The following is a 21,208-nucleotide window of genomic DNA, read 5'->3' on the forward strand; positions in this document are numbered from 1 at the left end:
GCGGAAACGGAACGGCAGCATCACTGCGGCACCTCCACCGGACCGGGCGCCGGACGGCGCGCCAGGACGGTGACCTGCTGCGCCGTGCACCCGAGCAGCAGTTCCTCGCCGTCCCACCGCACGGCGTGCACGCTGGCTTGCGGCGTGAGCGGCAGGCTGGCGAGCTTCGCCACCTGCGCTCCCGTCGGGCGCACCGTGCCCCGCCCGCCGAGGAGGGCACCCGCACCTCGCCTCCGGACGACGACAGCCATGGCGCCGATCGCCAGGAGGCCCAGCACCACTGCGGCCGTCCAGGGTGCGCCATCGCCCGAGGCAGGGGGATCCCGCCGCAAAGGCAGGTCCTTCGGCAGGCCCGCGGGCGCGGGCGCGCTCGCCGAGGCTTGCGGTTGCTGCGCGACCTGAGCGAACGTCGGGGACGCGGCGCCCGCCTGCAGCACGACAGCGGCGGCCAGGAACCACCGCTTCCTCCGCGATCTTGCCTGGTGCATCTCAGAACTTCAGAGGCAGGGGCAGTTCGGTTACGCGGACGGCGAAGCATCCATCCACCGCCACCAACTGGCCACGCGCAACCACCTTGCCCTCGAGGACCAGGTCGACGGGCTGGTCCACCGCGCGGTCCAGCGGCAGCACTTCGTTTTCGCGCGCGCCCAGCAGGTCACCCAGCGTGAGGGCGGCCTGTCCGACGCACACGCTGAGCTTCACTTTGACGGCATGCAGGGGATGGGCCGTGCCGACCAGCGCCGGGCCTGCGCCTGCGCCGCGCACCATTTCGTCCAGCGCGATCGGCTGCGCGCGTGGTACGCCGGTGGCGCTGTCGTTCATGAAGGATTCGATCATCTGGCTCATGGCATTTCCTTGTTGTGCGGGGGACGGGAAGGTGGGCGGTCAGGGGGACGGGTTTTTCACGAGCTCCACCGCCAGCTGCCCTAGGTGGCGACCGAGATAGCCGCCGAAGAGCGTGGCGCCGGTGCCGTCGAGGACGCGCGCAGGGGCTTCGAGCGGATGCGGCAGCCGCAGGACGTCGCCCACCTGGAGTTCCTGCAGGCTGCCCAGGTCGAGTTCGCACCCGACCAGTTGCACCTGCAGGGACACCATCTGCTGCGCGACTGCATCCGATGCAGCCGCCAGGGGTTGCGAGGCGCCCGCGCGGGTGGTGGACCGCGCGAAACCGCGCGATGCGCACCATGCCTCCACCACTTCCGGCGCCAGAACCAGCCGCGCGTCGACCACGCCCGTCACCACGACCTCGACCGCCCCGGACCAGGGCGCCACGTCGGCGGATGCAGGAACACTCGTGCTGCCCGGCGCAGCCGCAAGTTGCAGCACGCCGGCGAGCCGTTTCCAGCCGTCCGCCACGCAGGCTTCCACGACTTCGGACGCCACGGCTGCGGACGAGAGATCGCCGAACAGCGCGGTGGCAACCATGGCTGCGGCCTTCGGTGCGTGCAGCCATGCGGCGATTTCGCCGGAGAAACGCAGCGGCGTCCAGTCCTGGCCCACCAAGGATGCCGCCGTTGCCACGGTGCAGGCGCTCGTGAGGCTGCCCGCCAGCCCCCACGCCTGCTGCCATGAGGAGAGCGCGGCCTGCACGGCGTCCGACAGGCCTGCGAGCTGCCCCGCCTCCCAGCACCGGAGAGGCACGGCCGCAGCCGCTCCGCGCCAGGGCCGTGCGCCGTCTTGGGTCACGATGGCTTCCATCACTTGCCGATCACCTTGAAGAGTTCCTGGAGCATGTCGTTGGCGGTCGAGATAACCTGCGAGGACGCCTGGTAGCCGCGCTGCATGACCACGAGGTCGCTGAACTCCCGCGACAGGTCCACGTTGGAGACTTCCAGCACGCCGGCCCGCACCGTGCCGAAGGCACCTTCGCCGGCCCGCCCGGTCTCCCAGGCCATGCCGTTGGCTTCGCCGTACTCGTTGCCGCCCAGGTCTTCGATCGCATCGATGGAGGGGTACCGCGCAAGCAGCAGGCTTGCCCCTTTTGCCGTCTGGCCGTTGGTGTAGGTGGCGACCAGCGTGCCTTTCTCGTCGAAGGTCGCCTTCGACAGCGTGCCCGGTGCATAGCCGTCCTGGGACGTCATCGCCAGCGTGGAGAGGTTGCCCGAGGCGAAGGAAGTGACGTCGCTGCCGAAGTCCAGGGTCAGTTGCTGCGCGTCACGGCCGGCAGGCGCGTAGGTGAATACCAGCTTGGTCGCGTCGGCTCGCGGCCTTCCGTCGACAAAGACGATTTCCGAGGTGCCCACCGAGGTCGTTCCGTCGAAGAGTTCGACCTTCCAGCTTCCCGGCGTGACGGTATCGGTGCTGGTGAACTTGGCCGAAAGCGTGTGCTCCTGGCCAAGCGAATCGTGGATTTTCACGGAGCCCACCGTCTGCTCCGTCACCGTGCTGGAGAGGTTCCCGGTGAAGCGCGCACTGGCGGTGGCCTTGCCGGCGCTGGCCCGCATCCCGGCCAGGGAAAGGTCCACGCGGTTGCCGGCGGCGTCCACGCCGACGACCTTGCGGCCGTCGTTGCGCGAGACCAGCACGCCGCTCTCGTCGAAGTCGAACTGGCCCGCGCGCGTGTAGCGCACGCGTCCGTCCCCGTCACGCAGGATGAACAGCCCGTCGCCGTCCAGCCCGAGGTCGAACGCATTTCCGGTCTGGCGCAGGTCCCCCGGACGGAAGTCCAGCGTGGTGCCCGCGGTACCGACCCCATATCCCAACTGCTCCCGGCCACCGCCCGCCAGCATCGTGTTGGCGTAGAACAGGTCGGTGAACTGGAGCGTCGCGGTCTTGTACCCGGGCGTGTTGAGGTTGGTCGTGTTGTTGGCGATGACGCGCAGGCCCTTGGAATAGCCCAGGAGGCCGGTCATCCCGATCTGGATGGAATCGAGCATGGTGTGGTCTCGGAGGCGGCGTTCAGCGGACCGCGATGATCTGGCCGAGGCCGACGTTGGAGACCACGGTACCGCCGGTGGTCGTCACGCTGATCAGCGGCGCATCGCCCGACAGCGACAGCGATGCGACGGTGCCCGTCATCTGCCCGCTGCTGGTGCTGATGTCCACCGTGCGGCCGATCAACCCCACCGACTGGAGCGCAGCCTGGTTGGTGATCAGCTGGTCCAGCTTCTCGTTCAGCCGCTGCGTCTGTTCCAGCGAAGTGAACTGCGCCATCTGGGCCATGAACTCCTGGTTGTCCATGGGCTTCAGCGGATCCTGGTAGGTCAGCTGGGTGAGCAGGATCTTCAGGAAGTCCTGCAGGCCGATGTTGGCCTGCGCCGTCGGGGAGGCGGCGGTACTGCCGCCGATGGGACTGATGGCCATCATGGCTCCTTGGATGGAAAGAATTCGCCCGCCTGGAAGAGGGTCCGGCCGTTGCACACCACCGCGTGCAGTGGGCGTCCGGATGCCTGGAGTTCGCGGCGCAGATCGGTCACGAGGGCCCACGCGCGAGCGGCCACGCTCGCCGCATCCCCGTCGACGCCGAGCCAGACGGTGGTGCCGTGTGGCCCGTGCTCCATGTGCATGCGCAGGCCGGATCGCGGTTCCGGTTCTCCCCCCGGTGGAACGGGGACCGCGACGAGGGCGGCGGCCGTACCGGCGCGAAGCGGGCCTTGAACGCTGAACGACACCGCGCTCACCGCTCCGCCGATGCCGCTCGCCGCCGCCATCGCGGGTGCCTGCAGATCGAACGAAGGAGCCAGCGGGAACGCGGGGTGGACCGGGCCGGGAAGTCGCAACGACTCGGAAGATCCCGGGGCATGCGCCGGAGACGCCACCAGGAACGCCGGGGCTTGCATCGCCCCCGGTTTCGGCACCGGTCCATGGCCTCCAGCTTGGCCCGGAACCTTTTCTCGGGCGTCGCCCGGATGACGTGTCGGGGCCCGATCGGCGCCCCCATGGAACCACTCCGTCGCCTGGGCTTTTTCCATCTCGCGTCGCCAAGCCTGCGCTTCGCCGCCGTTCGCCGCAGCCGCGGGGCTGCGGGGCTCGGGCGGCGGCGGCACCATGAAGGGATTCACCACGTTCATGCTTCGGCGCCTCCTTCGTCGCGCACGGGATGGCGGTCCCCGGCACGCAGCATCAACCAGGCGGCGTCCGCCTCCTTGGACTCGCGCTGGAGCTCCTGCCGCACGTGCTGCCCGAGGGCGCTGTCCCGCGCCGCCACCAACGTGTCCAGGCGCCGCTGGCAAGCGAGGCATTCGGCGCGCGCCGCATCGGCCTGCGACTCGGCAGCTTGCCGCTCGCGCTCCGCTTCGACCATGCGCGAGGCGAGCACCGACAGGTAGACGAGGGCTTGCGCATGGGCGTGCGCATCGCCGCGGGCGCGCATCACGCGGGCCGCTGCGGCAGCTTGCTCGTTGCGCGTGGCCTCCAGTTCCGCCACCTGCGATGCGGCCCGCAGCGCCTGCTGCAACCGATCCGCGAGCCGCGCCTTGGCGGCCTCGAGTTCCCACTCGAGCTTGCGCTGCACTGGCGCCAGGCGCCAGCGGAATCCGCGCAGGTCCACCGCGGCGGGCAGGGAAGCAGTCATGCGGTCCTCCTGGCGGCCACGGCTTCGGCCAACCCCTGCAGTGCGTCGGCGCGCGCAACCCCGCCTTCGGCCTGGCGCAGCCACCCCTGCAGGGCAGGTTCCAGCGCCAGCGACGCGTCCAGGGCCGGATTGCTTCCCTTCTGGTAGGCGCCGATGTCCACCATCTGTCGATTCCGCTCGAGCAACGCGAGGTGCCTCACGGCCTCGGAGGCGAGCGCCCGTTCGCGTTCGCCCGCCAAGTCGGGCAGCAGACGGCTGGCGCTCTTGAGCACATCGATTGCCGGGTAGTGCCCCTGCTGGGCGAGTTCACGCGAGAGCACGATGTGGCCGTCGAGGATGGAGCGCAGGCTGTCCGCGATCGGCTCGTTCATGTCGTCGCCTTCGACCAGGACGGTCAGCAGGGCCGTTACCGACCCGCCCGAGGGCGAAGTGCCGCAGCGCTCGCAGATCTGCGGCAACTCCGCGAACACCGAAGGGGTATAGCCGCGGGCCGTCGCGGGTTCCCCCGCGGCCAGCCCGACCTCGCGTCGCGCCATCGCCAGCCGCGTCACCGAATCCATGGTGAGGACGACGTTGCGCCCTGCATCGCTGAAGAAGCCTGCGATCGCGACCGCTGCGTGCGCCGCGCGCAGGCGCGCGAGCGCAGGCTGGTCCGAGGTGGCCACCACGACGATGGAGCGCGCGAGGCCCTGCGGCCCGAGCTGCTTGTCGATGAACTCCCGCACTTCCCGGCCGCGTTCGCCGATGAGCGCGATCACGTTGACATCGGCCTTGACGTGCCGCGCGACCATGCCCAGCAGCGTGCTCTTGCCGACGCCGCTGCCGGCGAAGATCCCCATGCGCTGGCCCTGGCCGACCGTGAGCAGCGCGTCGATCGCACGGATGCCGGTTTCCAGCACCCGCTGGATCCGGGGGCGTTGCAGTGGGTTGGGCGCCGGCACCTGCAGGGAGCGCTGGACCATCGGCGGCGGAGGCGGCAGGCCATCCAGCGGCACGCCGAAACCATCGATCACCCGCCCCAACAGCGCTTCGCCCACGGCGACGCCGGAGCGCTCACCCAGCGCGACGACCTCGGCACCGGCGCCGATGCCGTGCAGCGAGCCGTAGGTCATGAGCGTCACGTGGTCGGCCTTGAGCCCGACGACCTCCGCAAGCACGCCTTCCCCCGCGGCACTTCCGCGTGGCGTGATGCGGCACAGTTCCCCGACCGTCGCGTCCGGACCTTCCGCCTCGATCGCCAGGCCCTGGACGCGGCGCACCCGTCCCAGGCGGCGTTGCAGCGTCACCGTCCGCAGGTGTTCGCGATAAGGGCGCAGCACGTTCACGCCGCCCCCTTGGCCATCGACATGCCGGCCGGCTCAGCCTCACGCGCCGCCCGCGCCCCGAGAAACGCGTCCTTGCATTGCTGCAGGATGGTCTCCAGCCGCGCGTCCACTTCGCCGGCACCGCCGCCACGCAGCACGCAGCCGCCGAGCGCGACGCGGTCGTCGGCGACGTAGCGAAGGCGCCGCCCGCCGGCATCGCTGGCATCGCTGGCATCGCCAGAGCGTGCTTGTTCGACCAGCTGCAGGTCCTCGGGATGGACGTGCACCGAGATCTCGCCGGAGCGCCCGCTCGTTGCCAGCAGTTGCCGCACCTGCGCCTGCAACCCGGCCGGGGTGGCGAGCGCCTGCCCGAGGAGGCGGCCGAGCACCTCGTAGCAGAGGGCGACGAGTTCTTCCTCCGCGGCGGCCCCGTAGGCTTGCGCCTGCGCCTCCAGCGCGGCCGCGGCGTTCTCGAGCCTGCGGCTCTTTTCCTCCAGTGGCCGGATGGCTTCGGCCCGGGCCGCTTCCAGGGCCTTGCGGCCCTCCGCCTGCGCCGCCTCGCGGCCGAGCGCCAGCCCCTCCTCGTAGCCGGTCCGGCGGCCTTCCTCAGCGCCCAGGCGGATTCCCTCGGCACGTCCTTGCCGCAGGCCTTCTTCGGTGGCTTCCCGCAGGGCCTCTGCGTCCGCGGCCTCGCGTGACAGGGCTTCGTCCAGCCGGGGCTGCACCGGCGCGACGGAGGCGCTCGCAGATTCCGGAGCGACCTGCCCAGAGCGGGCGCGCCCGACACGAACCGCACCCGCCTGGAAGAGCGCGTTGCGCAGCACGACCTCCCCGGATCCGTTCATCGGGCCCTCCGCCGCACCGCCAGGCGCGCCAGCAACGCGCGCCATTTCGGCGAACCATGCCGCCCGCGCACCGGCACCGTCGAATCCAATCGGCGCAACAAGGCTTCGCACAAGGCCCGCTCGAGCGCCGGTGCGCGTGGCCGCGCCGCGTGCCTTGCGGCCGCCTCTGCCGCTGCCTCGGGCAACTGCGCCAGCAAGGCCCCCGCCCAGGGCCACGCGCGCAGCGCCAGCACGCGTCCCGCCAGCACCGGAGGTTCGTCGCGCAGCAGCTGCGCCAGGCGTTCCACCTGATGTGCATCGAGCCTGGCGAGAACGTCTTCCGCGGTCTCGGGCTGCGCGGTCGGGGGAGCCTCGATCACGTCGCGCAACAGCGCTGCATCGGGAGGGATGCCCATTTCGCGCAGCTCACCGAGCAGTTCCTCAACCGCCTCGCGCTGCGCCGGCGGCAACGATCCAAGCAGCCAGGCCTGGTCGGACGGCGGCATCGCGTGCACCAGCAAGGCGGCACGGCGACTGGCGACGGCACCCGGAGCCATCATGCTCATCGCCGTGCGCCTTCCGCGAGCAGGCTCGCATCCGCGGTGTGCGCGGCGCCGCCCTCGTGCAGCCAGGCCTCGACCTTGCGCAGCGCGAGCTGGCGCTGCCCGTCGGTCAGCGGCGGGGCCATCGCCCGCGCGGCGCTGCTGCGCTTGCGCGATCGCAGGGCCAGGAAGATTCCGGCGGCCAGAACCAGCACCACGGCAAGCGGCCATGCCGTGGCCGCTGTGGCGGCTGGGGGCGCGGCGTCCAGCGGCACCCTAACCGGACCGCCTTCTTGTGCGGGAGCCGTCGCCGGGGCCTGGAACGACTGGACCAGGACCGCATCCCCGCGTTCCGGGGACGCGCCGACCGCGACCGCCACCAGCTTGCGCACCTGTTCCTGCTGTTCGGCATCGAGGGCCTGCCGCACCACCGCGACGACATGCAGGCGCCGGATCGAGCCTGGCTGGCTGACCACCTGTTCGACCCGCCGGCCGGTCTGGTATTCCACGTCGCGCTGCACGCTGCTGCCGCGCGCGCCCCGGTCACGCGCTTCCGGCGCGCCGGTGTCGCGGGCGGACTCCCGCTCGCGCACGAGCACGCCCGTTGCGACACCCTTCGCATCCGGTGCGGCGATCACGTCCTCGGTGGTCACCCGCACCTGGTCCATGTTCAGAGTCACGTCGACGCTCGCCAGGGCCTGGCCCGGACCGAACGCACGTTCCAGCACCGCGCCCGCCTTGCGCGAAAGATGGTTCTCCATCTCGCGCTTCAGGTCCAGACGCCCGCTGGCGCCTGCCTCGGCTTCCCCATCGCTGGCACGGCTCATGGCGACCCCCTGGTGGTCGACCACGGTGACCTCCTGCGCCACGAGGCCGGGCACGGCTGCGGCCACCAGCCGCTGGATGCCGTTCACCTGTTCGACGCGCAGGGTGTGCCCGTGCCGCAGGGTCAGGGTGATGGCCGCCTTGGGCCGCGAGGATGCCTGCTTGAACAGGCCCTGTTCCGGCAGCGCGAGGTGGACGCGTGCGTCACGCACTTCGGGGAAGGACAGGATCGTGCGCGTGAGCTCGCCCTGCAGCGCGCGCTGGTAGTTGATCTTCTGCGCGAACTCGGTCATGCCGAAGTCCGTGTTGTTGAACAGCTCCAGGCCGACGGCGCCATGCAGCGGCAGGTCCTTGCCCATCAGCTTCATTCGCGTGGCGTGCACCTGGGCCTTGTCGACCAGGAGCGTCGTGCCGCCATCGGCCACGGTGTACGCCACCTTCTGCTTTTCCAGCTCGGCGGCCATGGTGGCGGCATCCTGCGGCTTGAGGTCGGAGAACAGCACCGCGTACTCGGTGCGCAACAGCCACCAGCCGGCAAGCACCGTCGCCAGCACGATCGCCGCGACCCCTGCCAGCAGGCCCGCCTTGCCTCGCCGGTCCAGCACATCCCACCAGTTCTTCATCGTCTTTCCTTGTTGGTTTCCGGATCGGGGCGGGCTAGATCTGCATCCTCATCACGTCCTGGTACGCCTCCAGGACGCGATTGCGCACCTGCATCATCAGCTGGAAGGAGATGCGGCTTTCCTCCAGTCGCACCATCACCTCGTGCAGGTTCTGGGTCTCCCCGAGGGCCAACTTCTGCAGGTCCGACTGGCTGGCCACGAGCTGCTGGTTGACGCCTTGCAGGCCCTCGGTGACGAGTTGCGAGAAAGGCAGCCCCGCCGGCGCGCCGGCGGCCGGTGGCGGCGGGAGGGAGGCGGGGACTTCGTCGTGGGCGCCGAGGCCCTGGATGGCTTCGATGTTCATGATCCGCGTCCGATCTCCAGGGCTTTCAATGCCAGCGCGCGCGCCGTGTTCATGGCGGCCACGTTGGCCTCATAGGCGCGCGTTGCGCTCATCAAGGTGACCATCTCGGTGGCCGGGTCGACCCCTGGATAGGCGACGAAGCCCTGCCCGTTCGCCAGGGGGTGGCCGGGCTCGTGCACGAGACGGGGTCCGGTGGCGAGCGGCTCCACCGACACGCCCGGCAGGACCGCGCCCTCCAGGCCGCCACTCACGAGTTCGGTGAACGCCTGGCCCTGGGCCGCCCGCGCGACCGCACGCATCGGCTGGTAGCCGAGGCCCGAAGGGTCCTGCACGGTGTTGGCGTTCGCGAGGTTGGCGGCAGCCACCTCCACGCGCGTGCGCTCGGCGGACATGCCCGCGGCGCTGATGGCGAAAGACCGGAGGTAGTCCACGGCTTACTTCCTCCCGTCCGCGACCGCGGTGGCCATGATCGACATGTGCCGCGACAAGCCTTGCGCCAGGGCCTGGTACTGCACGGCATTGGCGGCCATCTCCGCCACCTGCAGGTCCAGGGACGGCTTGGCCACGCGGCCGTCCTCTTCCAGCATCGGTTCGAGTTCCAGGCGCACGGCCTGCAGGTGCGCGGGCGAGACGGTGCCGTGCGTGCGCAGCGCCTCGCGCGCCTCGGCCAGTTGCGTCTCGAACGACAGCTTCATCGGCGCATAGCCTTCGGTGTTGGCGTTCGCGATGTTCGCCGCGAGGGCCTGGTGGCGACGGGTGGCCGCTTCCAGCGCGAGTGAAACGGTGGCCGTCGTGACGGCCTCGAGTGGGGTGCTCATCGTGCTTGCTCCTCTTACTGGACCACGAGTTCGCCGTGCAGGGCGCCGGCCGCCTTGACGGCCCTCAGGATGGAAATGATGTCGCGCGTGCTGGTCTTCAGCCGCGCCAGCGACTGCACCAGGTCGGAGACCGTCCCCGCGCCGGCAAGGAACCCCACGCCGGTGGGCTCCTCCACGTTCACGGTGGTGTTGCTGATGACCGCAGTGGTCACGCCCGGGCCGACGCGATCGAGGTACGCCGGCTGCGACACGCTGTTCTGGGTGGCGATGTTGATCTTCAGGTCGCCGTGCGAGATCGCCACGCGCGAGATCCGCACATCCCCACCGGACACCACGGTTCCGGTGCGCTCGTTGATGACGACGCGCGCGCGGCGGTCCGGCTCCACGGTCACGCTCTCGAGCCGGGCGAGGAAGCTGACGGGTTCGCCCCGCAATGCGGGCGGTACCTCGATCTCGATGCCGCTGGCATCCCGCGCATGCGCCAGGCCCGCACCGAGCTGCGCATTGATGGCCGCGGCCACGCGACTGGCCGTGGTGTAGTCGGGTTCGGCGAGGACGAAGGTCACGTGGCTGCGCGCCGGCTGCGCGGGCGTCATCCCGACTTCGACGGTGGCGCCGTTCGGGATCGAACCGGCCGTGGGATGGTTTTTCTGGACCACGTTCCCGTTGGCGTCGTAGCGGTGGCCACCGATGGCGAGCGGGCCCTGCGCGAGTGCGTAGACCCGGCCGTTGGGCGCTCGCAGGGCCGACAGCAGCAGATTCCCGCCGGCGAGGCTGCGCGCATCGCCCGTGGAAGTGACGGAAACATCGAGCGTATCGCCCTCCCGCGCGAAGCCGGGCAGTGAAGCGCTCACCATCACCACCGCCACGTTCCGGCTGTTCACCTGTTCCGGCGCCACCGTCAGGTTGAACTGCGACAGGACGTTGGACAGCGCCTGCCGCGTCGCGCGGTTCCCGGGCGAGTCGCCGGTGCCAGCGAGTCCGGTCACGATGCCGGTGCCGACGAGCACGTTCTCGCGCCAGCCCTGCACCTTACCGAGGTCTTTCACACGCAGGGGAGCCCCTTGTGCGACACAGGCGAGGGACGCCGTGGCGAGCACCAGCGCCAGCATGGCCTTTGCACGGATCGCGACGTCCAGCATGTCAGAACCCCACCGCGTCGAAGAGGCGGCGCCACCATGCCCGCCGCTGCCTTTCGCTCAGGTCGCCCTCTCCCACGTACGTGATGCGGGCGTCGGCGATGCGCGTCGACTGCACGACGTTGCCGTGTCCGATGTCCACGGCCCGCACCACGCCTTCGAGGGTGACCCGCTGGAGCTCCTCGTTGACCGTCAGGACCTGGTCGCCGGCGATCCGCAGCTGTCCGTTCGGCAGCACTTCCTGCACCACCACCGTGACGGTCGTCAGCAGCCGGCTGGCGCGTTGCGTGCGGCCGCCACCCTCGAAATCGCCGCCGACGCCCAGCGAGGTCTGCGCCACGGTCCGGGGGCCGTGTGCCAGCTCCGCCTGCAGGCTGTTGTTGCGCCGCGTGCCGGTGTCGGCGCTGGTCACGGCGCTCGAGTTCTCGAACACCTGCACGGTCAGGACGTCTCCGGCGCGGAACGCCTTGTTGTCGCCCGTCAGGGGCCGCCAGCTGGACTCGTCGTAGAGGCTCTGGCCGGCCGCAGGCGCCCCCATGGCGAACGCCAGGGCCAGGGCGAGCGCGGATGCGTTCATGGTTTTCATCGTGCGACCTCCAGTTGGCCGGGGCCGACCACCTTGGCCACCACGCCTGCGGTGGCGCCGGGCTGGCGGACGCGGACGCTGTCGCCGGGACGGCCGTCCTGCAGGACTTCGACACGGGTCTCGAGGGACACCGCGCCCGCGCTGGAGCGCAGCGACGCCCATTGGCCGCGCAGGACCGCTGCGGCCGGCTGCACGTCCTGCTGGCGGATCGCTTCGCCGGCCCGCAAGGGACGCCGCGTCTCCAGCGGCCCGGCCGGAACGCCGGGCAGCAGCGGCACGCCAGCCATGCCGGCCACGTCGATCTCGCGCAGGGACATCGTCTCGCGGCCGACGTTGGCGCCGACGGACAGCGGCTCCGACGTGATGGCGACCTCGCGCCAGGCGGTCACCGAGAAGGCCACGGGCACGGTCCGGACGTGGCGCTGCGCGGCCCACACGTCCACCCACACCAGCATGCGCTTGCGCAGCTGCGCGCTGGCGAGCGGCCGTGTGTGCAGGCGCACGGTGGCGTCCGGCACTTCGATGTCACGCGGCAGGCGTTCCAGTTCGATCGCGCTGTGGCCAGCCTGGGTGGCCAGCCATGCGCGCAGGTGGTCCGCCGCGGCCGCCGCGATGTCGTCGCCGGCCAGCGAGCGGCTCGCCCCGGTCACGCGCACCGTCCCGGCGCCGCTCCACTGCACCTGCGTCTCGGCGAGGCGCGCGCGCTGTCGCACCCAGCCGGAAAGTCCGGCGCGCTCCAGGACGGCGCTTTCGCCGGCCGCGGGGGCGCGGCCGATCGGAAGGTTCACCAGGGCGCGCATGAGGTCCAGGTCCGTGGTCCGCAGGTGCGCGACCTGCCCGAGCACCACAGGGCCGGCGGGCACGCGCGCCTGCGGCAGCAGCTCGATCGCGATCTCGCTCGCGGCGAATGCAGGCACGGCCGCACACGCCACGAGGATGCAAAGCCAGCGGCGCATGGTCACCGCCGCAACCCGTTGATGAGGCCGAGCATCTCGTCGGAGGCCTGCACCACCTTCACGCTGGCTTCGTAGGCGCGCTGCGCCACCATGAGGCTCACCATTTCTTCCACCAGCTTGACGTTGGAGCCCTCGAGGAAGCCCTGCGCGATGGTGCCCATGCCGTCCTCGCCGGGCCTGCCTCCGATCGGCTCGCCTGAAGCCTCGCTGGCGCGATAGGTGTTCCCGCCCTGGGCGACAAGGCCTTGGGGATTGGTGAAGCGCACCATCTCCAGCTGGCCCGCCTCCACCAACGTCGCCTGCCCGGCGACACGCACCTGCACCCGGCCGTTGGCGCCCACGACGACGGCCTCGGCGTTGTCCGGGATCAGGATGCCGGGCTTCAGGGGAATGCCGGCCCGCGTCGCGAGCTGTCCATCCGCATTCACCTTGAGGCTGCCGCCACGGCTGTACGCCCGGGTCCCGTCCGGCATCGCCAGTTCGAAGAAGCCCTCGCCGTGGATGGCCAGGTCGAGGGGCGAGTCGGTCTTCTTGATCTCGCCGGCGTCGAACATCTTGGTGGTGGCCATCGCACCAACCCCTGCACCGATCCCTGGCGCTGCACCGAGCGGCCCCCCTTCGCTGGCCGCCGCCTGCTGCGCGCCGGCCCTGACGACGAGGTCGGAGAAGCTCACGCGGCTTTTCTTGTAGGCACTGGTGTTCACGTTGGCCAGGTTGTTGGCGATCGTGTCCACGTTCAGCTGCTGCGCGTGCATGCCGGTGGCGCCGATAGAGAGTGCGTCGAACATTCGGTCTCCAGAAGAGGTTGTTGCGTTGCGGTTCAGGATGTCTCGCCGAGCTTGCGGACGGCGGTGCCCAGCATCTCGTCATAACCGAGTGCCACCTTCTGCATGGTTTCGAAGTGGCGCATGGACTGCATCAGCTGCACCATCTCGTGCATCGAGCTGACGTTGGAGTTCTCCAGGAATCCCTGCCGGACGTCGGCCTCTCCTGCGGCTATCAGGCTGGTCTCGCCGGCCACCGTGACGAGCCCGTCCCCGAGTCGCTGCACCGGCGCCTGCGCATCGAAGCGCACGATCTTCAGCTGTGCGACTGCTTCGGCATGGGGGCGCGCCGGCACGCCGCCCGGCAGTGCGCCTTCGAAGACGCGTCCTTCGGCGTCGACGACGGGCACATCGTGCGGCAGTTGGATCTCGCCCCCCACTCCCATGACGGGATGGCCCTGCTGGGTGACCAGCCGACCCTGCGCGTCGAGCCGGAAGTTGCCCTGTCGGGTATAGGCGACGCCCTCCGGCGTCATCACTTCGAACCACCCTGGCCCCGCCAGTGCGACATCGAGGCTCTGGCCGGTGGCTTTCAGCGTGCCCGGCTTCTGGTCGACGTGCACCGTGGTGGCGGGTGCGGTGGCGGCGCCAGCCGCCTGGCCCGCGGCAGCCTCCACCCTGCGGGCGAAAGGCACGTCAAGCAGGACTTCGCGCTTGTATCCCGTGGTCTGCGCGTTGGCGAGGTTGAAGGCGACGCGGTCGACCTTCGCCATGTCCTGGTGGAGGCTGTGCAGGGTGAGTGCGAGGATTTCATTCATGGGCGTGTCAAAGCGAAACGGTGCCGTACGACTTGAGTTCGATGGCTTGCGGGATTTCGGCCATGGACAGCACGCGGAGGTGGGGCAATCCACGCTCGGACAGCGAGCGCAGGTGGCGGCGAAGTTCGGGCGCGCAGAGCAGCACCGGCAACAGGTTGCTCTTCATCATCTTTTCCGCCTGCTGCATCAGGTGGATCAGGAATTTCTCCACCAGCTTGGGCTCCATCACGAACTGTCCCGCCGCCGCCCCGTCGCGCTGGGCCGCATGAAGGTTCTGGAGGAAGCGGCCTTCCATCGCCGGGTCGAGCGTCAGCACGTGCAGCGACGGCGAATCGCCCACGAGGCCCTGACAGATGGCGTGCCCGAGGCGCTGGCGCACGGCTTCGGTGAGCTGCGCGGGATCCTTCGTGGCACGCGCGCCGTCGGCCAGGGTCTCCAGGATGGCCTCCATGTGGCGGATCGACACTTTTTCGCGCAGCAGATTCTGGAGCACCTTCTGCACGTCGCCCACCGACAGCAGCACCGGCACGAGTTCCTCCACGAGGGTCGGATGGCTTTGGCGCATGCGAGAAAGGATCTTGTCGGTCTCGCTGCGCGTGAGCAGCGTCGCCGACTCCCTGCGCAGGACTTCGGTGAGATGCGTCAGGAACACGGTCGGCGGGTCCACCAGCGTGTAGTGCGCGGCCGTGGCTGCCTCGCGGTGAGCCAGCTCGATCCACAGCGCAGGCAAGCCGTACGTCGGATCACGCGTGGCCTCGCCCGGAATGGAGCGCAGGTCGCCGGCGGCGTGGATGGCGAGCAACCGGTCCTCCCTGGCCTCGCCACGGGCGACCACGGCGCCATCGACATGGATCTCGTATGCCTCTTGCGCCAGGCGGGGATGGCCCTTGAAGCGGATGGGTGGCAGCACGAGACCGAAGTCCAGCGCGTGCTGCTTGCGAAACGCCGCGATGCGCTCCAGGAACAGGCTGCCCGGCTCGTTGACCTTGGGTACCCAGCGCGCGCCGACGAGCACCTCCACGAGTTCCACGGGCTGAAGCTCGTACGCCTGCTCGGTGCCGGACTCGAGCTGCTCTCCCGCGACAGGCTTCCCCTGGCTGGCATCGCCAGACTGCGCCTTCGTCCGGTATGCCATCCATGCGACGAGCGCGATCGCCACGACGAGGGCCAGGGCGGGCAATGCCGGAATTCCCGGCAGCAACATCAACGCCGCGAGCGCGACGCTCACCAACACCAGCGTCTTCGGGAACGAGGTGACCTGGCGCAGCGCTTCCTGGCTCAGGTTGCCGTCCGATGCCGAGCGGGTGACGATGATGCCCGTGCCCACGGCGATGACAAGTGCCGGCACCTGCGTGACGATGCCGTCGCCGATGGTCAGGAGCGTGTACGTCTGCAGCGCCTGCGCCCAGGGCATCTTGTGCTGCATGATGCCGATGACGAGTCCACCGACGATGTTGATCAGCAGGATGATGATGCCTGCGATGGCGTCGCCCTTCACGAACTTGCTGGCGCCATCCATCGCTCCGTAGAAACCTGCTTCCTTTTCCAGGTTCTTGCGGCGCCGTTGCGCTTCCGCCTGGTCGATGAAGCCCATGTTCAGGTCGGCATCGATGCTCATCTGCTGGCCCGGCATGCTGTCCAGCGTGAACCGCGCGGCGACTTCCGACACGCGCTGCGCGCCGTTGGTCACGACGACGTACTGCACGACGATCAGGATCAGGAACACGATCAGGCCGACGACATAGTTGCCCCCGACGACGTAGGAGCCGATGGCGCCGATCACCTTGCCGGCGTCGCCTTCGGCCAGGATCAGGCGCGTGGCCGCGACGTTGAGCGCCAGACGGAACAGCGTCGCGATCAGCAGGAGCGACGGGAACGTGGAGAACTCCACCGGCCGCGCCATGTAGAACGTGAGCAGCAGGATCAGGAAGGCGAAACTGAAGTTCGCCAGGATCAGGAAATCCAGCAGCGGCTTGGCGATGGGAACGAACAGGACGAGCAGGACGCCCAGCACCGCGAGCACCATCACGATGTCGGAGTGGCGGCCGAAGAAGCGTTGCATGCCGTTCATGCCACCTCCCCTGCCGCTCGCCGCTGCTGCGCCCGCATGGCGAAGACCCACACGATGATCCGCGCGACGTCCGCATGGAAGGCGCCCGGCAGGGTCTGCTCGATGTCGAGCTCGCGGAACAGCCGTCGCGTCAGGGCCGGACTGCGCACCACCGCGATGCGGTGCCGGTAGGCCATCTCGCGCATCGCCGCCGCCAACTGCCCGGCGCCCTTGGCCACCATCTGCGGCGCTTCCATCTCGCCGTGCACGTAGCGCAAGGCGACCGCATAGTGCGTGGGATTGGTGAGCACCACGTCGGCAGACCGCGTGTTGCGCAAGGCCTTGCTGCGCTTGAGCATTTCGCCGCGCAGCTCCCGCAGCCGGGCACGGATGCGGGGGTCGCCTTCGCGGTTCGTGTATTCGTCCTTCAGCTCGCGCCGGCTCATGCGCATCTTCTGCCCGAACTCGCGCCGGGTGTAGGCGAAGTCGAGCGCGGCGATGAGGCCGAGCACGAGCGCCATCTTCAGGCCCAGGTCCGCGACGTCGGCGACAAGGATGCGCAGGAAGGCGGCCGGCGACAGCGCCGCCAGCGCATAGAACTGCGGCAGCAGGCTTTCCAGCGCCAGCCAGGCGGCCAGCACCAGCACCACGAGCTTGATGCAGGCCTTCATCGCATCGAACAGGGTGCGCATCGAGAACACCCGCTTCATCCCGGCGGCCGGGTTCACACGGTTGAAGTCCGCCTTCAGGGGTTCGAAGGAGAGCACCACGCCCGTCTGCACCAAGGTCCCGAGCACCGCCGCCACCATCAGGACGAACATGAACGGCAGCACCACCTCCGCGGTCGACGCGAGCAGTTCACCCGCGATCGGGGGAATCGCGTCGCCCGCGGCGGCCGCCGGAAGCACCTGTGCCAGGACCGTGCGGGCCAATTGCAGCAGGCTGGTCACGGAGCTCCACCCCTGCCAGGCCACCGTCACCATGGCGGCCGCGAACACGATGGCGCCCACGGCGTCGGTGCTGCGTGCGGTCTGGCCCTGCTCCTGCGCCTTCTGCAGCTTGTGGGGCGTTGCCGCTTCGCTGCGGTCGATGTCCTGCTCGGCCACTACCGCCCTCCCCGCGCGGGCTCGCCCGCCGGCGACGGGAGCGTGAGCAGGCCCGTCCACGTGCGGTAGATCTCGCCGTAGATGCGCAGCGTCACCTGCCCCATGCCGCTGGCCCAGAAGGACAGTGCCAGCAGCCCCACGACGATCTTCACCGGGATCCCGAGCACGAACATGTTCACCTGGGGCAGGTTGCGGGCGACCACCCCCAGCGCGAACTCCACCAGCAGCACGCACATCACCACGGGGGCAGCAAGCGCGAAGCCGAGGGTGAAGAGTCCGGCGGCTTGGCGTATCACCGGTTCGGCCGAAGCGGCAAGCGGCCAGGGCCTGCCGACGGGAAAGCGCTCGAGGCTCAGTGCGATGCCGCGCAGCAGCGCGTGATGCCCATCCACCAGGAAGAACAGGAGCACGCCGAACAGCGTGAACACGGAGGTCAGCACCGGGACCTGCGTGCGCGTCACCGGGTCGAAGACCTGGCCGATGCCGAAGCCCACCTGCACGTCCAGCAGCCGCCCGGCCACGGCGAAACCGCTGAAAGCCATGAGGATGCCGAGGCCCAGCGTGGCGCCGAGCGCCAGTTCGCTCAGGAAGGACTGCGCCAGTGCCCCGACGTCAGGGACGCTCCCGCCTTCTCCGGCAAAGGGAAGCGCGAGCGCCACGGACAAGCCGAGCGCCAGCAGCACCCGCACGGACGTGGGCAGGGGCATCGCATGCAGCACCGGGGTCATCAGGAACAGGGCTGCGATCCGTGCGGAGACGAGCAGCACAGTGGCGATCCACGCGAGGCCCAGGCCGGGAAGGAGATCGCTCACGGGGGCGCCGCTCAGAACATGGAGGGGATGCGGGACCAGAGCTGCACCGTGAACTGGCACAGCGTCCTGAGCATCCAGGGTCCGAAGACGACGATGGCCACGCCGGCAGTCACCAGCTTCGGCACGAATGTCAGGGACATCTCCTGCACCTGCGTGACCACTTGCAGCACGCTGATCACCAGACCGACCAGCATCGTGAGACCGAGGACCGGCAGGCACACCAGCAAACCCGTCCAGAACAGGTCGGACGTCATCTTCAGAGCCAGATCGCTATGCACTTCCCCTCCTTTGCGGGCGCGCCACGTGGCTGCGCTGCGTCCCGCATCCGCCTCTTCGGACCCTTCACCCGCTGCGGCGTGTGGGGTCGTTGCTGTACTTTGGAGCGCGAATCCTCGCACGCGATCGGGCTAAACTTTCGCGAGTTTCTGTGGATGCTTTCACAGGAAAACGGCTTGACGCCGCATGCGTCCACGGCGAAGCAGGGCTTCTCTCGATCCGAGTGGCGAAGTTCCGCCGCAACGTGCGACTTCTTTCCCGCGCCAAAAGAAAAAGGGCTGCACATGCAGCCCTTCGAGAGAAGCGGGGAACCGTCAGAACGTGATCGTCACCGTCTCCGGCTCGCGCGTCGCCACCTGCGTGCGCACGACCAGCCCCGCCTCCGCCGGCCATTGCCACTGCACCCAGTCCGGCCCGCCTTGCGCGGCCACGGTCAGCGTATGGGCGTCGTCCTCCGGGCGCAGCGTGGTGTCGGCCCAGGAAGCAGGGGGTAGCTCGATCCTCATGCCTGCACTGTAACCACCGGTAGCACGGTCGGGCTGCCGTCAGGCGGCGATACTCGGCGGGAACCGTCGAAAAGTGCACAGGCGAGTGCGCTAGCATCGCCTCCCTTGAAAAGTTCACGGGCCGCCCCTAGCTCGTGGGCGGTGCACCCACACTCCAAGCCATGAGCCAGAAACAGACCCTCTCCTTCCAGGCCGAGGTCGCGCAACTGCTGCACCTCGTCACCCACTCCCTGTATTCCAACAAGGAGATCTTCCTGCGCGAGCTGGTGTCCAACGCGTCGGACGCCTGCGACAAGCTGCGCTTCGAGGCGCTGGACAACTCCGCCCTGTACGAGGACTCGCCCAACCTGGAGGTGCGCGTTTCCTTCGACAAAGAAGCCCGCACCCTGACCATTGCCGACAACGGCATCGGCCTGTCGCAGCAGGAAGCCATCGACAACCTGGGCACCATCGCCAAGAGCGGCACCCGCGAGTTCATGAACCGCCTCTCGGGCGACCAGAAGGCCGACGCGCAGTTGATCGGCCAGTTCGGCGTGGGCTTCTACTCCGGCTTCATCGTGGCCGACAAGATCACCGTGGAGTCGCGGCGCGCCGGGCTGAAGCCCGAGGAAGGCGTGCGCTGGGTGAGCGGCGGCGCGGGCGACTTCGAGGTGGAGGCCATCACCCGCCCGCAGCGCGGCACCAGCGTCACCCTGCACCTGCGCGACGATGCGCTGGACTATCTTTCCACCTGGAAACTCAAGTCCATCATCGGGAAATATTCCGACCACATCTCCCTGCCCATCCTGATGCAGAAGGAGGAGTGGAAGGAGGGCGTTGAGGGCCAGCCCGGCGAGCACGTGCTCACCGACGAATGGGAGGCCGTCAACAAGGCCACGGCCCTCTGGAGCCGGCCCAAGAAGGACATCACGCCGGAGCAGTACAAGGAGTTCTACAAGACGGTCAGCCACGACTTCGACGACCCCCTGGCCTGGAGCCACAACCGGGTGGAGGGCAGCACCGAATACACGCAGCTGCTGTACGTGCCGGCGCGCGCGCCCTTCGACCTGTGGAACCGCGACAAGGCCGCGGGCGTGAAGCTGTACGTCAAGCGCGTGTTCATCATGGACGACGCCGAAGCGCTGCTGCCCTCGTACCTGCGCTTCGTGAAGGGCGTGATCGACTCGGCCGACCTGCCGCTGAACGTCAGCCGCGAACTGCTGCAGGAAAGCCGCGACGTGAAGGCCATCCGCGAAGGCAACACGCGGCGCGTGCTGGGCATGCTGGAAGACCTGGCGAAGGCCGAAAAGGAAGAAGGCGCGAGCGAGGAAGACAAGGGCAAGTACGCGAAGTTCTGGGCCGAGTTCGGCGCCGTGCTGAAGGAAGGCCTGGGCGAGGACTTCGGCAACCGCGAGCGCATCGCCAAGCTGCTGCGCTTCGCCTCCACCCAGAGCGATACGCCGGCCGTCTCGCTGGCCGACTACAAGGCGCGCATGAAGGAAGGCCAGGAGGCCATCTACTACATCACCGCCGACACGCAGGCCGCCGCCGCCCACAGCCCGCAGCTGGAGGTCTTCCGCAAGAAGGGCCTCGAAGTGCTGTTCATGACGGACCGCGTGGACGAGTGGGCGCTGAACTACCTGCAGGAGTTCGAGGGCACGCCGCTGCAATCGGTGGCGCGCGGCCAGGTCGACCTGGGCAAGCTGCAGGACGAGGCGGAGAAGAAGGCGGTGGAGGAAGCCGCCGAGACCTTCAAGCCCGTGTTGGCGCGGCTGAAGGAGGCGCTGAAGGGCAAGGCGGAGGACGTGCGCGTCACCACCCGCCTAGTGGACTCACCGGCCTGCCTGGTGGCGCCGGAAGGCGGCATGAGCCTGCAGCTGGCCCGCATGCTGAAGCAGGCCGGGCAGAAGGCGCCGGAGGTCAAGCCGGTGCTGGAAGTGAACGCGTCGCACCCGCTCGTGCAGAAGCTGGATGCCTCGCCCCACTTCAACGACCTGGCGCACATCCTGTTCGACCAGGCGCTGCTGGCCGAAGGCGGGATGCCGGAGGACCCGGCGGCTTACGTGAAGAGGGTGAACGCGCTGCTGGGCTGAGCTTCGTCGGCTGCACCGCGCAATAGTCCCAGGTGAAGAACGCCAGGTCCTCCCTGGCGACGTTCTTCAGCTGCACCCTTTCCCCCGACCAGATGCGGACGCGCTCGCCCAGGGGCAGCGGTGCGCCGTTGGCGCGCAGCCGGCCCCGGACGGCGGCGAGGTGGCCGCAGCGACGCGGCTGCAAGGTGGTCGCTTCGCCCGCGGCGAGCGACCAGGCACCGGTGGGATGTTCTGGTTTCATGATTCGACAATAGTCGAATTATGTCCGGGATGCAACTGCCCGAGATGCCGGCCCCAAAGAGAAAGCCCCGCCAGGCCAGGGACCTGCGGG

Annotated in this window: 25 protein-coding genes; 1 reads left to right on the top strand and 24 read right to left on the bottom strand. The window is 69.3% G+C overall.

From position 1 onward, the window contains the following. Nucleotides 1-20: 20 nt before the first annotated feature. From IM787_RS06390 to IM787_RS06505, 24 genes are all read right to left on the bottom strand, one after another. Complete coding sequence (locus tag IM787_RS06390; RefSeq protein WP_193675810.1) at nt 21-488, bottom strand: flagellar biosynthetic protein FliO; 468 nt, start codon at nt 486-488, stop codon at nt 21-23. Between the two features lies 1 nt (nt 489). After that, nucleotides 490-846, bottom strand: a complete 357-nt coding sequence (locus IM787_RS06395; RefSeq protein ID WP_193675811.1) for a FliM/FliN family flagellar motor switch protein — start codon at nt 844-846, stop codon at nt 490-492. Between the two features lie 39 nt (nt 847-885). Beyond that, a complete protein-coding gene (locus IM787_RS06400) occupies nt 886-1,698 on the bottom strand; it encodes a FliM/FliN family flagellar motor switch protein (RefSeq protein WP_193675812.1) in 813 nt (270 codons plus the stop codon). Further along, nucleotides 1,698-2,876, bottom strand: a complete 1,179-nt coding sequence (locus IM787_RS06405; RefSeq protein WP_193675813.1) for a flagellar hook protein FlgE — start codon at nt 2,874-2,876, stop codon at nt 1,698-1,700. The genes IM787_RS06400 and IM787_RS06405 overlap by 1 nt, the downstream gene beginning before the upstream one ends. A gap of 22 nt (nt 2,877-2,898) precedes the next feature. Next, nucleotides 2,899-3,303: a flagellar hook assembly protein FlgD gene (locus tag IM787_RS06410; RefSeq protein ID WP_193675814.1), complete on the bottom strand. Its 405-nt coding sequence runs from the start codon at nt 3,301-3,303 to the stop codon at nt 2,899-2,901. Then, complete coding sequence (locus IM787_RS06415) at nt 3,303-4,010, bottom strand: hypothetical protein (protein WP_193675815.1); 708 nt, start codon at nt 4,008-4,010, stop codon at nt 3,303-3,305. Before IM787_RS06415 ends, IM787_RS06410 begins: the two co-directional genes overlap by 1 nt. Continuing rightward, entirely contained in the window at nt 4,007-4,513 is a 507-nt protein-coding gene (locus IM787_RS06420) for a hypothetical protein (RefSeq protein WP_193675816.1), read from the bottom strand. The genes IM787_RS06415 and IM787_RS06420 overlap by 4 nt, the downstream gene beginning before the upstream one ends. Next, nucleotides 4,510-5,838 carry a FliI/YscN family ATPase gene (locus IM787_RS06425; protein ID WP_193675817.1) on the bottom strand — a complete coding sequence of 443 codons (1,329 nt, stop codon included), beginning with the start codon at nt 5,836-5,838 and terminating at the stop codon, nt 4,510-4,512. The genes IM787_RS06420 and IM787_RS06425 overlap by 4 nt, the downstream gene beginning before the upstream one ends. Then, on the bottom strand, nt 5,835-6,662 hold the full coding sequence (locus IM787_RS06430) for a FliH/SctL family protein (protein WP_193675818.1): 828 nt from the start codon (nt 6,660-6,662) through the stop codon (nt 5,835-5,837). The genes IM787_RS06425 and IM787_RS06430 overlap by 4 nt, the downstream gene beginning before the upstream one ends. Next, on the bottom strand, nt 6,659-7,207 hold the full coding sequence (locus IM787_RS06435; protein ID WP_193675819.1) for a hypothetical protein: 549 nt from the start codon (nt 7,205-7,207) through the stop codon (nt 6,659-6,661). The genes IM787_RS06430 and IM787_RS06435 overlap by 4 nt, the downstream gene beginning before the upstream one ends. Further along, complete coding sequence (fliF, locus tag IM787_RS06440; protein ID WP_193675820.1) at nt 7,204-8,631, bottom strand: flagellar basal-body MS-ring/collar protein FliF; 1,428 nt, start codon at nt 8,629-8,631, stop codon at nt 7,204-7,206. Before fliF ends, IM787_RS06435 begins: the two co-directional genes overlap by 4 nt. A 34-nt stretch (nt 8,632-8,665) precedes the next feature. Next, the gene (fliE, locus tag IM787_RS06445) at nt 8,666-8,974 is read right to left on the bottom strand and encodes a flagellar hook-basal body complex protein FliE (RefSeq protein WP_193675821.1); all 309 of its coding nucleotides are present in this window, start codon (nt 8,972-8,974) and stop codon (nt 8,666-8,668) included. Next, a complete protein-coding gene (flgC, locus tag IM787_RS06450; RefSeq protein ID WP_193675822.1) occupies nt 8,971-9,405 on the bottom strand; it encodes a flagellar basal body rod protein FlgC in 435 nt (144 codons plus the stop codon). Before flgC ends, fliE begins: the two co-directional genes overlap by 4 nt. Nucleotides 9,406-9,408: 3 nt before the next feature. Next, entirely contained in the window at nt 9,409-9,792 is a 384-nt protein-coding gene (locus IM787_RS06455; protein WP_193675823.1) for a flagellar basal body protein, read from the bottom strand. 14 nt (nt 9,793-9,806) lie between these two features. Continuing rightward, a complete protein-coding gene (locus IM787_RS06460) occupies nt 9,807-10,934 on the bottom strand; it encodes a flagellar basal body P-ring protein FlgI (RefSeq protein ID WP_227494147.1) in 1,128 nt (375 codons plus the stop codon). 1 nt (nt 10,935) lies between these two features. Further along, complete coding sequence (locus tag IM787_RS06465; RefSeq protein WP_227494148.1) at nt 10,936-11,508, bottom strand: flagellar basal body L-ring protein FlgH; 573 nt, start codon at nt 11,506-11,508, stop codon at nt 10,936-10,938. A 5-nt stretch (nt 11,509-11,513) separates the two neighbouring features. Next, entirely contained in the window at nt 11,514-12,473 is a 960-nt protein-coding gene (flgA, locus tag IM787_RS06470) for a flagellar basal body P-ring formation chaperone FlgA (protein WP_193675824.1), read from the bottom strand. Between the two features lie 2 nt (nt 12,474-12,475). Beyond that, nucleotides 12,476-13,261 (bottom strand): flagellar basal-body rod protein FlgG, encoded by a 786-nt coding sequence (gene flgG / locus IM787_RS06475; protein WP_193675825.1) that lies wholly within the window; start codon nt 13,259-13,261, stop codon nt 12,476-12,478. Between the two features lie 32 nt (nt 13,262-13,293). Next, nucleotides 13,294-14,055: a flagellar hook-basal body protein gene (locus tag IM787_RS06480; RefSeq protein WP_193675826.1), complete on the bottom strand. Its 762-nt coding sequence runs from the start codon at nt 14,053-14,055 to the stop codon at nt 13,294-13,296. 7 nt (nt 14,056-14,062) lie between these two features. Then, nucleotides 14,063-16,126 (bottom strand): flagellar biosynthesis protein FlhA, encoded by a 2,064-nt coding sequence (gene flhA, locus IM787_RS06485; protein ID WP_193675827.1) that lies wholly within the window; start codon nt 16,124-16,126, stop codon nt 14,063-14,065. Then, on the bottom strand, nt 16,123-17,211 hold the full coding sequence (locus IM787_RS06490) for an EscU/YscU/HrcU family type III secretion system export apparatus switch protein (protein WP_193675828.1): 1,089 nt from the start codon (nt 17,209-17,211) through the stop codon (nt 16,123-16,125). Before IM787_RS06490 ends, flhA begins: the two co-directional genes overlap by 4 nt. Next, nucleotides 17,211-18,023 carry a flagellar biosynthetic protein FliR gene (locus IM787_RS06495; RefSeq protein ID WP_354004364.1) on the bottom strand — a complete coding sequence of 271 codons (813 nt, stop codon included), beginning with the start codon at nt 18,021-18,023 and terminating at the stop codon, nt 17,211-17,213. Before IM787_RS06495 ends, IM787_RS06490 begins: the two co-directional genes overlap by 1 nt. Before the next feature lie 11 nt (nt 18,024-18,034). Then, nucleotides 18,035-18,301: a flagellar biosynthetic protein FliQ gene (locus tag IM787_RS06500; RefSeq protein ID WP_354004365.1), complete on the bottom strand. Its 267-nt coding sequence runs from the start codon at nt 18,299-18,301 to the stop codon at nt 18,035-18,037. A 312-nt stretch (nt 18,302-18,613) separates the two neighbouring features. Continuing rightward, nucleotides 18,614-18,805 carry a hypothetical protein gene (locus tag IM787_RS06505; protein ID WP_193675829.1) on the bottom strand — a complete coding sequence of 64 codons (192 nt, stop codon included), beginning with the start codon at nt 18,803-18,805 and terminating at the stop codon, nt 18,614-18,616. Between the two features lie 161 nt (nt 18,806-18,966). On the opposite strand from IM787_RS06505, the gene htpG reads away from it, so the two are divergent. Beyond that, a complete protein-coding gene (htpG, locus tag IM787_RS06510) occupies nt 18,967-20,877 on the top strand; it encodes a molecular chaperone HtpG (RefSeq protein ID WP_193675830.1) in 1,911 nt (636 codons plus the stop codon). Nucleotides 20,878-21,208: the final 331 nt, after the last annotated feature.

The organism is Ramlibacter pallidus, assembly GCF_015070875.1.
Lineage (GTDB): Bacteria > Pseudomonadota > Gammaproteobacteria > Burkholderiales > Burkholderiaceae_C > Ramlibacter > Ramlibacter pallidus.